The organism is Morganella sp. TYF_1 (assembly GCF_043105645.1).
GTDB lineage: Bacteria > Pseudomonadota > Gammaproteobacteria > Enterobacterales > Enterobacteriaceae > Morganella > Morganella morganii_B.
In genome coordinates this window covers 36,113-49,678 of record NZ_JBICLU010000024.1, presented here as the reverse complement: position 1 = coordinate 49,678, position 13,566 = coordinate 36,113, and the positions used below count along the sequence as shown (strand labels likewise).

The following is a 13,566-nucleotide window of genomic DNA, read 5'->3' as shown; positions in this document are numbered from 1 at the left end:
TCACTGAACCGGCCATTTTATCCTTTTGTCTGGCAAGTCGTTATATAAATAAATACATATCGGTAACAGGAAAAATAATAATGAAACGAACTCTACTCTGCTCAGCAATTCTGCTGGCAACCGCGCCTGCGGTACAGGCAGAAAGCACAGATATTCTGACCGTCTGGGGCAGCCCGGTGGCCTCTAATCCGGATGTCATCACACAGCCGCAGATGCAGTCGCTGAACAAAACCAATGCGGCGACAGCGATCAGCACCATGCCGGGTGTGGTTCTCGAAAAATCAGGCAACCGTAATGAACTGACGGTCAAAGTCCGTGGTTTTGACAGCCGCCAGGTGCCGGTATTCTTCGACGGCATCCCGACTTACGTCCCGTATGACGGCAACCTTGACCTCGGTCGCTTTATGACCAGCGAGCTGGAAAGTATTGAGGTGAGCAAAGGCTATACCTCGCTGTTACAGGGCCCGAACCTGATGGGCGGTGCAATCAACCTCACCACCGCCACCCCGAAAAAACCGTTTGAGGCCAATGTGGCATTCAGCCAGGGCTTCGCACGCGGCGCGGATAATGCCTATAACACCAGCGCCCGTGTCGGCGCACGCAACGATCTCGGGTTTATCCAGGTCAGCGGCAGCCAGTACAAACAGCGTTTCCTCGGCCTGCCGGGATCCGATGATGATAATGCCCTGGCAGGCAGTAACGGCCGCCGTGCACACTCCTCATCCGATGACAAACGCGGCATGGTAAAAGTAGGCTGGACCCCGCGTGAGACCGACCAGTATGTCTTTACTTATCTGAAGCAGGACGGCAGCAAAGACAGTTCGCCGTCTGCGGTGTCGGGCAAAGGCAAATACAGCTGGTGGGAATGGCCGGATTACAACAAAGAGAGCTACTATTTCAACAGTACCACTCAACTGACAGACGGCGTAAATCTCCAGGGCCGCCTGTTCCATGACAAGTTTGAAAATACCCTGCTGATGTACCCGAAAAAGGGCAACCAGGTGGATTACAGCCGTTATGATGATTTCAGCAACGGCGCCTCTCTCCAGTTAGGGATCGACATGCGGGAAAATGATCTGCTCTCGTTCTCCGCACACTGGAAAGATGATGTTCACCGTGCTCAGAAAGAGAAAGGTGGTGACTGGCAGCGTTATAAAGACCGCACCTACTCCGTGGCAACAGAGTATCAGTGGGCTGCCACTCAGGATTTAGATATCATCGGTGCTATCGGCTATGACTGGCGAGAAAGTCGTCAGGCAGATAAAGGGGCGGATGATAATGATCAGCACGCCTTTAACTGGGAGGTGATGTCAAAATATACCTTCGCCAACCAGGATAACGTGCGGTTCTCCGTGTCTGACAGGACCCGCTTTCCTACTCAAAAAGAACGTTACACAACTGATAAACCCGGGTTCAATGAAGAAGTCATTATTAACCCACATCTGAAAGCCGAGCATGCACTGACCTTTGATTTAACCTATGAAGGCAATATCACTGATAAATGGGGTTACCAAGCCAGCCTCTATCATAACCGCATAAGTGATGCCATCATTTCCCGACATGTCGGTGTTAATCCTAAAAATGGAAAAAACATTGCTCAATACAGAAATAGCGGCCGTGTAGACTACACAGGGTTAGATTTAGGTGTGAAGGGCGAAGTCAGTGACTGGCTGAAAACCGGGATCAACTACAGCTACATCCACAGTGATCCGAAAGATGTTGATCATATAGATGGACTACCAAAACAAAAAGTCTATGCATGGGTAAAAGTCTCGCCGATCGAACCGCTGACCATCACCCTGGCTGAAGAGTTTCGTGCATGGAGCTATAACCGTACGGATGAAAATAACAAAGTGGCCGGTTATGCTCTTACTGATTTGCGCGTGGACTATGACTTCGGTTACGGCATTTCCGCAAATGCCTCTGTTAATAACCTGTTTGATAAATCCTACGAGTACACCAACGGCTATATGGAAGAAGGCCGTAACTTCTGGCTGGGCGTGGAATACCGCTATTAATCAGCAGGACGCTTTTAGTGCAAAGCCCCCCGTTTCGGGGGGCTTTCTGTATTTTCAGACTGACGGAGAGAGTGCCATCCCGCCGCCCGCCGCTTCCCGGCGGTTGATCTGACGCAGCAGGAACGTTGCCACCACACCCAACAGCGCACAGGAGACCGAGAGCATAAAGATATAGCTGTAGCCGGTTTCGCCGTATTTATCCAGCCAGTAGCCGGCAACGGAATAATAGAACGCGTCCGGGGAGAAGCCGATAAAGGAGGCAAACCCCACCACCGCACCGGTGGTTTTCATCGGGATTTTCGATTCTGCGACTGAGGCAAAATAGATACCACGGAAGGCAAACAGTAACGCACTCAGTACCACCATATTCACCACCGCAAACCACATAAAGGCATTACCTTTCGGGATCACGAGGAACAGAGCACAGTTCACCGCCATGATGATAAAGCCGACAAACATCACGCTGATAGATGATCCGACTTTATCCGTCACGATCCCCGCCACCGGAGAGGCCACCATTTTGATCACATAGGTACGGATAATCGACAGCGCCGTCACCAGGGTAATCGGTACCACATACACCTGTGACAGATACGGGCTGAGATACGTCAGGCTGGAGAACACTACATAAGTGGAGAAAATAATCAGCCCGATCAGCCACGCTTTCGGCATGGTCACCACACTCATCAGCGAACGGAATGTGGTTTTCTCTTCCGGTTCACCGCTGTCAGCGGCACTGCTGCGGTGTGCGATCAGGAAGAACAGCAGCACGCCACACATTACGGAAGCACCGGAGTAAAGCCAGACCACATAACGGAAACCGATAGCCGCCTCGGCGAATTTGCCGAAGAAATAGAGGCCGACGAACGAAATCAGCGTGCCGGATACACCGGATAATCCTTCATAAAACCCGAAGATCCGCCCCTGCTCTTTTTCCGTACCCTGCATCCGCACCACTTTGATCGATGCGGCGAAGAACGTCAGGATCGTCGTGACACCCCACAGAATGTGGATCAGCAGGATCGTGTTATACGACGGGAAGGTCGCAAACCAGAATCCCAGCGATCCGGATGCGATCAGTGAGAAGGTGATCAGGTTGCGCAGTGAAAAACGATCCGCAAACCAGCCGCCGAAAAAGTAGGAAAACATACCGATCAAACCATACAGACTGAGCAGGTTACCGATCTCAATGTGTGTCAGTCCCAGCGCCTGCTGCATCGGATCATAGAACGAAGACTTCAGGTAAGGCAGGCTGTACATTGCGGTGGTACCGAATGCCAGCAGAAACAGAATCAGCATCCGTCTGACGCGGGATTGATTTGCCATGTGATTTGCCATAATGATTATCTCTTTTTATCAGCCGTGAACTGCATCCAGGGCCTGGCGGAAATCCGCAATAATGTCTTTTGCTGATTCAAGTCCGACAGCAATACGGATCAGGTTTTCGCCGTTCATCTGAACCAGGGTGTGTTCTTCGCCCAGGCTGGTGGCAATGGTGGTCAGTTTCAGGGAGTTCACAAATTTGCGGCTCACCTGGTCGCGGGTCAGGCCGTGAATATCCTCTTTCAGACGGAAAGAAACGATACCGCCGCCAAGGCCGTTCATCTGAGACTGACACAGTTCATAATGCGGATGGTTTTTCAGTGCCGGGTAGCGGACTTCTTCAATCTCACTCTGAGATGTCAGGAACTCCGCCAGTGCCAGGCCGTTTTCACAGTGTTTTTTCATGCGCATATCGAGGGTTTTCATCCCGCGCATAATCATCCAGGCATTGTTTGGTGCCAGCGCCGCACCGGTAAAGCAGCATAATCCCGGCCATTTGATCAGCTCGATCAGCTCACGTGAGCCGATAACCGCGCCGCCCAGTGTATCGCCGTGACCGTTCATAAACTTGGTCAGGCTGTGAACCACCAGATCCGCACCCAGTTCCAGCGGACGTTGCAGGATCGGCGTACAGAAGGTGCTGTCAACAATCAGCAGGCTTTTGTTCTGATGGGCAATGTCCGCCACCGCGCGGATATCCACCAGCTCCAGAGACGGATTCAGCGGGCTTTCCACATACACGAGCTTTGTCGCCGGTTTCATGGCAGCGCGGATATTGTCGCTGTTCGTGGCATCAACAAAGGTGATTTCCACACCGAATTTTGCCAGCAGTTCAGTCATCAGCAGGCGGGTGTGGGAGAAGATCCCGTCCGCGCTGACAATATGATCGCCGGTTTTCACCAGTGACAGCAGGGTTGAGGCAATTGCCCCCATACCGGATGCGCTGACAATCGCGCTGTCCGCCCCTTCCAGCATCGCCAGTTTGCTTTCCAGCTCGGTCAGGTTCGGGTTGCACTCGCGGCTGTAGACATAGCCCCATGTCCGGCACAATTCTTCGAAATGCTCCACAGAATGCGCCGCAAATGTGGCGGTCTGGTAGATAGGACTGGCCAGCGCGCCGGTGGCCGGATCCGGTGAATGACCCTGGTGGATCAGTTTGGTTTCCAAATCATAATCAGTATTTTTTTGCACAACAGACTCCTCATGAGATCAGCATTCTGATCCGCATGTCATCATTTATTATCATTAGTGAGTTCGGGTTGCTGATTCAGGATCAGCGGGGGTAATAGTGTGGCGGTAACGACCTTTTTAACCATTGCTGTAATGTGGATAACTATAGACTCTCCAGTTACTATAGAGTCAATTCAGAGATAGTAGATATGCATCACAAAACGGGTAATTATACGGTGGATAAAAGCAAAACAGGCTGAGGAATATCAGCCTGTTTCTGTATTGAAAGCATTTATACCTGTAGCAGAAGGAGAGTTTTATACCAGGCAGCGGGTATCAATTTCACGCCGTTTCACTTTGATCTGGATTTCCGTCAGCAGCTGACGCTGATCATTGGTGGAAAGCGGGTCAATCACCGGGATTTCATACATCATGTCATCCACCGGAATGCGTTTGTATTCCGCATAGTCCGTCAGCGCTTTAAATGCTGCCGTATTTTCGCTGTAAGGCCCTTGATACATCAGGCAGATAAATTCACCGTCGGGAATTTCTGTAATTTTATCCTGCACCTGCGGATTAAACAGGTCGCGCTCAACAATCACAAAACTGTTCAGATAATGCACCTGCTGTGTGGCCAGAAATTCCTCACGGGAGACCAGTCCACTGACGCCGCCGTAGAAAATAGAAATGTTTTCCTCGAGGATATTGGCAATCTGCCGCCGCGAGAATTCCATGGTCTCCTCAAAGCTCAGACCCGGCTCATAATTCATCGATAAAATATGACGGCGCGGAATATAACGGCGGGTAATTTTGCCGATGCTCTCAGTATCAATCCCTTTTTCCAGGGTCTCTTTTTTGGTGGAGAGGACTTTTTTAATCAGCTCGAGCTCGCGGATTTTCTCATCCACCACGGAAATTTTCCGGGTCAGCAGGCTGAGGATCTGTGTGTCACTGTCTTCCAGGCGGTGTTTGATCTCTTTCAGCGGCATACCCAGGTATTTCAGATATTTAATAATATCCAGCTGGGAAAACTGATCAATCGTGTAATAGCGGTAGTTACTTTCCTGGTCGACATACACCGGGCGGAACAGCCCCAGCTGGTCATAATAACGCAGTGTCTGAATGCTGATTTTATGGAGCTTTGCCATCTCACCGATGGAAAAATATTTCGCCATATTGTGCCGCCTCTGATGACCTTCTCAGGAATTAACCGGCGGCACAATAACGGAAACAAGGGGGATGACGCAAGGCGTCAGATCACACTCCCGGCGGTTCGCGGGAGACACTGTTGCGTTCCATATAGAGTGTCCTGCTCGGGAAAGCAAAGTCCGCACCGTTGCGGTGTACGATATCAATAATCTTCAGATACACCGCCTGCTGTGCCGCCAGCCACTCCGCCCAGACCGTGGTTTTGGTAAAGCAGTACACCATGATATTGAGGGCAGAATCACCGAATTCATCAAAATAGACCAGTAATGTCTGGTGCTGATCAATACTGCTCTCCGCTTTCAGCATAGCCCGTATTTCACTGACAATCTGCGAAATCTTCTCCGCATCCTCATAGCGCAGCCCGATGGTGGTTTTGATCCGCCGGTTAGTCATGCGTCCCGGGTTTTCCACACTGATGGAGGAGAACAGCGAGTTCGGTATATAGAGCGGACGGTGGTCGAAGGTAATGATTTTGGTGATACGCCAGCCGATTTCCACCACCGTGCCCTCAATCTGCCGGTCAGGTGAGCTGACCCAGTCACCGATTTTAAACGGACGGTCAAAATAGAGCATGATGCCGGAAAAGAGGTTGCTGAGAATATCTTTCCCCGCCATACCGATAGCAATACCGCCGATACCGCCGAAGGTCAGCAGGCCGGACAGGCTCATGCCGAAGTGTTCGCCGTAGAACAGGAACACCACGATCACAATCAGGATTTTCAGCACGCGGGAAACAATATGCGCCGACGTGATATCGCTGCCGCGTTTGATCTGCGCGGCGGCCAGGCGGTTTATCATCAGGAACAGCTTGCGGATCAGCATCAGCACGATCAGTGTGGTGCAGATCATCCCGACCGTATCTGCGGTGATAAAGCGCCACTGAAAATGGTCAATTCCCTGCTCAACAAAATCGCCAAGGATAATCACCCCCAGCGCCCACATGATAAACTGGGAAACATGCACTAATGTGGCATGCTCGCCCTTTTCCCGTTTGCGGTTATAAATCATCAGCCCGCCGGAACCGAGCAGACACAGCACCAGCACAATCAGGCTGAGCACATTATTGGAGAGAAACTCTTCGGTAATCACGATAACTCCTTAGTATTATCCTCTCCTTCTAACGGATTTTGCCCGGAAACTCAATTTATCCCGCCGTAAATTCCTCATCATCCACCGGACGGTTCAGAATCTGAGCACCGGCTCCCAGAGCGCCGAGCTTATCTTCCGGGTTACGCAGCGGACAATCGGTCAGAGACAGACAACCGCAACCGATACATTTATCAAATTCATCCCGCAGCCGGGTGAGGCGGGTGATCTTCTCATCCAGATAACGGCGCACCCGTGACGACAGAATGCGCCACTGTTCTGATGTCAGCTTACTGTTGACCGGAAACTGACTGAGCACCGCCTGAATCTCTTTCAGCGGAATCCCGGTGCTCTGCGCCGCCTTGATAAACGCCACATAGCGCAGCACCACCGACGGGTAACGCCGCTGGTTTCCCTGATTGCGGGTACTGGTGATCAGCCCTTTTTCCTCATAAAAATGCAGCGCGGAGACGGTCACACCGCTCCGTTTAGCCACTTCCCCCACCGTCAGCACCCGGGCGGAATCGATCGGTTTTCCGGCATTTTTCATGGTGAATGTTCCTTTCGTGTTATTCCGGCATCCGGAGTGTTGACCTCAACTTAACCTGAGGTTTTATAGTCCGACGGCATTCCGGTGTCAAATATCCCGGTTCTTTTTATTTTTTAATGCCGTTTTATGGCTTTTTGTAAGGGCTGACAGTGATGAAGAAAAAGTATGTGATCGGTTCCGCGGCTGCCGCGGTGATCCTGGCCGGTGCAGCCGGTACTTATGTAATGGCCTCCGGGCAGGATGATACCGCGGACGGACAGTATGTTATACCGCCGGTACAGGTTGCGCTGGCACCGGTTGAGGAAACCGGGCTGAACCGGACACTGGCCGGGGTCGGAGAACTGGAGGCCGCCCGCCAGGTACTGGTGGCACCGGAAACTGCGGGGCGTATTACGGCTATCCGTTTTGTCTCCGGTGATACAGTCAAAGAAGGTCAGCCGCTGGTGCAGCTCAATGATGCTATCGAACAGGGAGAGCTCGCGAAACTGCAGGCACAGCTGCGCAATACCGAGCAGCTTCATAACCGGACCACACAATTATTCAGTAAAAATATGGTGGCTGCCGCCCAGGTGGATAATACCCGCGCAGAACGGGATATGGCACGGGGGGCTATCCGGCAGACACAGGCGCAGATCGCACAAAAAACAATCCGTGCGCCTTTCTCCGGCACACTCGGGATACGTCAGGTTCATGAGGGTCAGTATGTTCAGGCAGGTGATCCTGTCGTCAGTCTGATCAACGCCGACACACTGAAAATCAACTTTTCACTGGATGAGCAGGCTGTTCCTCAGCTCTATACCGGGCAGCCGGTCACCGTGCTGGCAGATGCCTGGCCGGGTGAGACTTTCTCCGCAAAAATTGTGGCCGTCGATCCCCTGATCGATAAATCCCGGACAGTGCGGGTTCAGGCGGAACTGCCGAACCATGACGGCAGACTGAAAGCCGGTATGTATGCAGGCGTGCAGGTTTCGCAGAAAGAAGCCTCCAGGGTACTTGCGGTGCCGGAAACTGCGGTAACTTACAGTGCCTACGGCGATACGGTGTTTGTGGCTCAGAAAAGTGAGGATAACCGGCTGATTGCCCGCCGTACTGCGGTCAAAACCGGGAAACGCTGGGACGGCAAAACAGAAATTACGGAAGGGCTGACCGCCGGTATGCAGGTAGTGACATCCGGCCAGCTCCGGTTATCTGACGGCAGCCCCATTATACAGAGTGACAACGACACGCTGGCTGCCGCGCAGACAACCGCATCCCGGAGGAAGTGATGACTTTTACTGATATTTTTGTCAGACGTCCGGTGCTGGCGCTGGTTGTCAGCGCCCTGATTGTGCTGCTCGGGCTGTTTGCATTAAGTAAATTGCCGATCCGTCAGTATCCGATGCTGCAAAGCTCGGCTATCACCATCACCACCAGCTATCCGGGAGCATCCGCTGAGCTGATACAGGGTTTCGTTACCCAGCCGATTGCTCAGTCTGTCTCTTCCGTGGAGGGGGTGGACTACCTCACCTCCTCTTCTGTACAGGGGCAAAGTACCGTGACCGTACGGATGGAACTGAACCGTGATCCGACGGCAGCCCTTGCCCAGGCAATGGCCAAGGTAAACCAGGTACGCTATAAACTGCCGGAGCAGGCATATGATCCGGTGATTGAATTATCATCCGGGGAATCCACGGCGGTCGCCTATATCGGTTTTTCCGGCGGTGATATCGGACTGCCGGCGCTGACTGACTATCTTTCCCGTGTGGTTGAACCGCAGTTCTCTGCGATTGAGGGAGTATCCAAAGTACAGGTTTTCGGCGGACAGACGCTGGCAATGCGGCTGTGGCTGGATGCGGAACGCCTTGCCGGACGCGGCCTGACAGCGGCTGATGTTGCGGATGCCGTACGGCGCAATAACTACCAGGCGGCTCCCGGCAAGGTCAAAGGCGAGTTTGTGATAGCCAACGTATATGTGAATACCGATCTGACCAGCGTCGATGAGTTCCGCGACATGGTGATCCACAGTGACGGCAACGGTCTGGTCCGGCTGAAAGATGTGGCAACCGTCGAACTCGGTGCGGCATCAGCCGAAACCAGCGGCCTGATGAACGGCGAATCTGCGATTTATCTGGGTCTTTTCTCCACGCCGTCCGGTAACCCGCTGGTCATTGTTGACGGTATGAAAAAGTTACTGCCGGGGATCGAAAAAACGCTGCCGCCGGGTGTAAAGGCAGAGATGGCCTTTGAAACCGCCCGTTTTATTGAAGCCTCCATTGATCAGGTAATGCAGACACTGCTGGAAGCGCTGGCGATCGTGATCGCGGTGATCTTCCTGTGTCTCGGCTCCCTGCGCAGTGTGCTGATCCCGGTACTGGCGATCCCGCTCTCCATGCTGGGCGCGGCAATTATCATGCTGGCGGCCGGTTTCAGTATTAACCTGCTGACATTGCTGGCGATGGTGCTTGCTATCGGCCTTGTGGTGGATGATGCCATCGTGGTGGTGGAAAACGTCCACCGCCATATTGAGGAAGGTAAATCACCGGTGCTGGCGGCGCTGATCGGTGCCCGTGAAGTTGCGGGACCGGTCATTGCCATGACCATTACTCTCGCGGCAGTCTATGCGCCAATCGGTCTGATGTCCGGACTGACCGGCGCACTGTTCAGAGAGTTTGCCCTGACACTTGCCGGTGCTGTGATTGTTTCCGGTATTGTCGCGCTGACGCTGTCACCGGTCATGAGTTCCTTTATGCTGAACGCCGGACAGAATGAAGGCCGGATGGCGGCGGGTGCGGAGTATGTTTTCAGCTCACTGGCTGCGGGCTACGGCCGGCTCCTGAATTTTTTACTCGATCACCGCCGGATCACCGGCCTGTTTGCTGTCGCCGTCTGTATCAGCCTGCCGCTGCTTTACCAGCAGGCACAGCAGGAGCTGGCACCGGCAGAAGATCAGGCCAGTATTCTGACCGCCGTCAAAGCACCGCAGCATGCCAATCTCGCCTATGCCGAGCGTTTTAACCAGCGGCTGCATGAGGTCATGATGACACTGCCGGAAAGTGACAGCACATGGATTATCAACGGCACGGATGGCCCGTCTGCCAGTTTCGGCGGGATCAACCTGTCTGACTGGTCAGCCCGTACCACATCCGCAGCACAGGTTCAGCAGTCACTGCAACAGGCGGTCAGTGAGATAGAAGGCAGTCAGATATTTGTCTTCCAGCTGCCGCCGCTGCCGGGGTCAGCCGGTGGCCTGCCGGTGCAGATGGTACTGCGCAGCCCGCTGGGTTATCCGGTACTGTATCAGGCGATGGAGGACATCAAACAGCAGGCGCGGGAGAGTGGTTTATTTATGGTGGTTGACAGTGATCTCGATTACAACAACCCGGTCGTGCAGGTGAAGATCAACCGTGAAAAAGCGAATAGTCTGGGGATCCGCATGAGTGATATCGGCGAATCACTGAATCTGCTGGTCGGGGAGAACTATATTAACCGCTTCGCGATGGATGGCCGTTCCTATGATGTCATTCCGCAGAGCACCCGCGAACAGCGCCTGACACCGCAGGCACTGGAGCGCCAGTATGTGCGTACCCGGGATAATCAGCTGATCCCGCTTTCTGCCATTGTGACAATCAGCACCACGGTCGAACCGAATAAACTGACCCAGTTTGATCAGCAGAATGCGGCTGTTTTTCAGGCAATACCGGCCCCCGGTGTCACGCTGGGTGAGGCGGTGAATTTCCTGGAGCAGGCCGGACAGGCGCTGCCGGCCGGGTTCAGTTATGACTGGCAGTCAGACGCCCGGCAGTTCAGACAGGAAGGAAATACGCTGATGTTTGCTTTCGCGGCGGCACTTATCATTATTTATCTGGTGCTGGCTGCACAGTATGAGAGCCTGACAGATCCGCTGATTATTCTGATCACCGTGCCGTTGTCGGTTTGCGGTGCTCTGCTGCCGCTGGCACTCGGCTATGCGACACTCAATATTTATACACAGATAGGATTGGTGACATTGATCGGGCTTATCAGTAAGCACGGTATTCTGATGGTGGAATTTGCCAATGAACTCCAGATGCATGAAAAGCTTGATCGCCGTCAGGCCATTATCCGCGCCGCACAGATACGTCTGCGTCCGGTACTGATGACCACGGCCGCCATGGTGATAGGGCTTATCCCGCTGCTGTTTGCTTCCGGTGCCGGTGCCAACAGCCGTTTCGGTCTGGGTGTGGTAATTGTATCAGGGATGATGGTCGGAACACTCTTTACTCTGTTTGTTCTGCCGGCCGTCTACACCCGGCTCGCCCGTGATCATTCCGGTATGAATGCCACGGAACGCAGCCGGGCATTACAGGCCGCAGAGAAAGCGCTGAAACAAGGCCTGTAAACCGGCTGATTAATACAGAAAAGGGATAACTGAACGGTTATCCCTTTTTATTTATTTAAACTGCACATCCGGAACTGTTGTGACTTCTGCTTCGTTTTCGACGCTGAAGTTGGGTTTAGCGGTGTATCCCATATAGTTCGCAATAATCACGGCTGGGAATTTCCGGATAGTGGTGTTGTATTCACGGACGCTTTCGATATAGCGGCCGCGCGCAACGGCGATCCGGTTTTCGCTGCCTTCCAGTTGTACCATTAAGTCGCTGTAGAGTGCGTTACTTTTCAGATCCGGATAGCGTTCTGATACTGCCAGCAGACGGGAGAGCGAGGAGCCGAGTTCAGTCTGCGCCTGCTGGAATTTGGCGAGCAGTGCCGGGTCATTCAGGTCAGTGACATTGATATTCATCTGTCCGACTTTTGCCCGTGCATTCACCACATCCTGCAAGACCTGACGTTCAAAGTCAGAGGAAGCCTGCACGGTTTTCACCAGGTTCGGGATCAGATCCGCGCGGCGTTTGTACTGGTTGAGCATTTCAGAGGCGGAGGCGGTCACCGCTTCGTCCTGTGTCTGGATGCTGTTGTAATTGGAGACCAGCAGTACGCCGACCAGCACCACCACACCCAGTAATCCGATAATCAGTTGTTTCATCGTATTTTCCTTATCTCAGTGGCGACTATTATTCAGGCAATCCGCCGGGGATTCAAGATAAGGATGAAAGGTAAAAACCGGAGTTCCGGTATCTGAAACAGACAGAGCCGGGGATTACGGTGCCTGCAGATCTCAATACGCTAAATCATTCCGTTCAGAGCAAGGCGGCAAATGAAGGGGCACGGGGAGCATACATCAGTATGTGACCCGGGACACTGAGTGCGACCAACGCGGCTATGGACGGAAGGATGACGCGTATACGTTAAATCATTCCGCTCAGAGCCAGACAGCAAAGTGAGAACATCCGGGGAGCATACATCAGTATGTGACCCGGATGGGCGAACGAAGTCAACGCCGCTATGGGCGGAAGGATGACGCGTATTTACCAGGCCCGGACAGCATCGCCCTTATAAACCTCATCGGCCTTTTTCAGCACCTCATCACTCTGGAATGCCGCGACCAGTTTTTTCAGCTTCTCATTGTCTTTATCTGCTGCTCTGACCACAATCAGGTTCACATACGGGGAATCTGCACCTTCCATAAACAGTCCGTCACGGGCGGCGGATAATCCGACCTGAGATGAGAAGTTATTGTTGATAATGGAAAGATACACATCCGGATCATCCAGTGTACGTGTCAGTTGCGGGGTATCGATTTCCGCAAACTTCAGTTTCTTCGGATTTTCGATGATATCCAGCGTGGTCGGCAGATAACCGACACCGTCTTTCAGTTTAATCAGCCCCTGAGCCTGCAACAGCAGGAGACTGCGGCCGAGAGTGGTGGCTTCGTTGGAGATAGCCACTGTTGCGCCGTCCGGCAGTTCGGCTGCGGATTTGATTTTTTTCGAGTATGCCGCTATAGGGAAAATAAAGGTTTTACCAATGACTTCAAACTGATAGCCGCGTTCTTTGCTTTGTGCCTCATAGTACGGCACGGTCTGGAACGCATTGGCATCCACATCATTGTTGCGCAGTGCTTCATTCGGCAGGACATAGTCATTGAAGGCGATAACATCAACATCCAGCCCCTGCTTCTCTTTGGCCACTTTGACCACTTCTTCCCAGATAGCCTGATCCGGCCCGGTGTTAATCGCTACTTTCAGTGGTTTTTCATCATCATTCTGCGAGCAGGACACCGTCAGTAATGTCGTGCAGGCGAGCAGTGCCGATACAATAATTTTTCTCATACTATCTCCGGAACATATTGTT

10 protein-coding genes are annotated in these 13,566 nt (G+C 52.8%); 3 read left to right on the top strand and 7 right to left on the bottom strand.

All coding sequences use genetic code 11. The features are described 5' to 3' along the window. Window positions 1-80: 80 nt before the first annotated feature. Window positions 81-2,018, top strand: a complete 1,938-nt coding sequence (locus tag ACF8OF_RS11415) for a TonB-dependent receptor plug domain-containing protein (RefSeq protein ID WP_392496694.1) — start codon at window positions 81-83, stop codon at window positions 2,016-2,018. A 54-nt stretch (window positions 2,019-2,072) separates the two neighbouring features. Here ACF8OF_RS11415 and ACF8OF_RS11410 read toward each other — a convergent pair whose 3' ends face one another. The 5 genes from ACF8OF_RS11410 to soxR form a co-directional block, all read right to left on the bottom strand. Continuing rightward, window positions 2,073-3,344: a nitrate/nitrite transporter gene (locus ACF8OF_RS11410; RefSeq protein WP_392496693.1), complete on the bottom strand. Its 1,272-nt coding sequence runs from the start codon at window positions 3,342-3,344 to the stop codon at window positions 2,073-2,075. 30 nt (window positions 3,345-3,374) lie between these two features. Continuing rightward, on the bottom strand, window positions 3,375-4,532 hold the full coding sequence (locus ACF8OF_RS11405) for a trans-sulfuration enzyme family protein (protein ID WP_392496692.1): 1,158 nt from the start codon (window positions 4,530-4,532) through the stop codon (window positions 3,375-3,377). Between the two features lie 296 nt (window positions 4,533-4,828). Further along, entirely contained in the window at window positions 4,829-5,686 is an 858-nt protein-coding gene (locus ACF8OF_RS11400) for a MerR family transcriptional regulator (RefSeq protein ID WP_262860140.1), read from the bottom strand. 82 nt (window positions 5,687-5,768) lie between these two features. After that, on the bottom strand, window positions 5,769-6,806 hold the full coding sequence (locus ACF8OF_RS11395; RefSeq protein WP_392496706.1) for a mechanosensitive ion channel family protein: 1,038 nt from the start codon (window positions 6,804-6,806) through the stop codon (window positions 5,769-5,771). Between the two features lie 58 nt (window positions 6,807-6,864). Then, window positions 6,865-7,356: a redox-sensitive transcriptional activator SoxR gene (soxR, locus tag ACF8OF_RS11390; protein ID WP_046894693.1), complete on the bottom strand. Its 492-nt coding sequence runs from the start codon at window positions 7,354-7,356 to the stop codon at window positions 6,865-6,867. A 152-nt stretch (window positions 7,357-7,508) separates the two neighbouring features. Between soxR and ACF8OF_RS11385 the strand changes: the two genes are divergently transcribed. Next, window positions 7,509-8,621: an efflux RND transporter periplasmic adaptor subunit gene (locus tag ACF8OF_RS11385; RefSeq protein WP_392496691.1), complete on the top strand. Its 1,113-nt coding sequence runs from the start codon at window positions 7,509-7,511 to the stop codon at window positions 8,619-8,621. Beyond that, window positions 8,621-11,713, top strand: coding sequence for a MexW/MexI family multidrug efflux RND transporter permease subunit (locus ACF8OF_RS11380; protein ID WP_279796938.1), 3,093 nt, complete (start codon window positions 8,621-8,623; stop codon window positions 11,711-11,713). Before ACF8OF_RS11385 ends, ACF8OF_RS11380 begins: the two co-directional genes overlap by 1 nt. A gap of 51 nt (window positions 11,714-11,764) precedes the next feature. On the opposite strand, the gene ACF8OF_RS11375 is transcribed toward ACF8OF_RS11380, so the two are convergent. Together ACF8OF_RS11375 and ACF8OF_RS11370 are read right to left on the bottom strand one after the other, a co-directional pair. Further along, window positions 11,765-12,358, bottom strand: a complete 594-nt coding sequence (locus ACF8OF_RS11375; protein ID WP_262881828.1) for a LemA family protein — start codon at window positions 12,356-12,358, stop codon at window positions 11,765-11,767. Between the two features lie 382 nt (window positions 12,359-12,740). Then, window positions 12,741-13,544 carry a MetQ/NlpA family ABC transporter substrate-binding protein gene (locus tag ACF8OF_RS11370; RefSeq protein ID WP_279796941.1) on the bottom strand — a complete coding sequence of 268 codons (804 nt, stop codon included), beginning with the start codon at window positions 13,542-13,544 and terminating at the stop codon, window positions 12,741-12,743. Between the last annotated feature and the right edge of the window lie 22 nt (window positions 13,545-13,566).

Bases quoted from the DNA above. Each gene is read 5' to 3' on its own strand.
- ACF8OF_RS11400 (WP_262860140.1), bottom strand. From the start codon at position 5,686: ATGGCGAAATATTTTTCCATCGGTGAGATGGCAAAGCTCCATAAAATC.
- ACF8OF_RS11385 (WP_392496691.1), top strand. From the start codon at position 7,509: ATGAAGAAAAAGTATGTGATCGGTTCCGCGGCTGCCGCGGTGATCCTG.
- ACF8OF_RS11410 (WP_392496693.1), bottom strand. From the start codon at position 3,344: ATGGCAAATCAATCCCGCGTCAGACGGATGCTGATTCTGTTTCTGCTG.
- ACF8OF_RS11415 (WP_392496694.1), top strand. From the start codon at position 81: ATGAAACGAACTCTACTCTGCTCAGCAATTCTGCTGGCAACCGCGCCT.
- soxR (WP_046894693.1), bottom strand. From the start codon at position 7,356: ATGAAAAATGCCGGAAAACCGATCGATTCCGCCCGGGTGCTGACGGTG.
- ACF8OF_RS11380 (WP_279796938.1), top strand. From the start codon at position 8,621: ATGACTTTTACTGATATTTTTGTCAGACGTCCGGTGCTGGCGCTGGTT.
- ACF8OF_RS11375 (WP_262881828.1), bottom strand. From the start codon at position 12,358: ATGAAACAACTGATTATCGGATTACTGGGTGTGGTGGTGCTGGTCGGC.
- ACF8OF_RS11370 (WP_279796941.1), bottom strand. From the start codon at position 13,544: ATGAGAAAAATTATTGTATCGGCACTGCTCGCCTGCACGACATTACTG.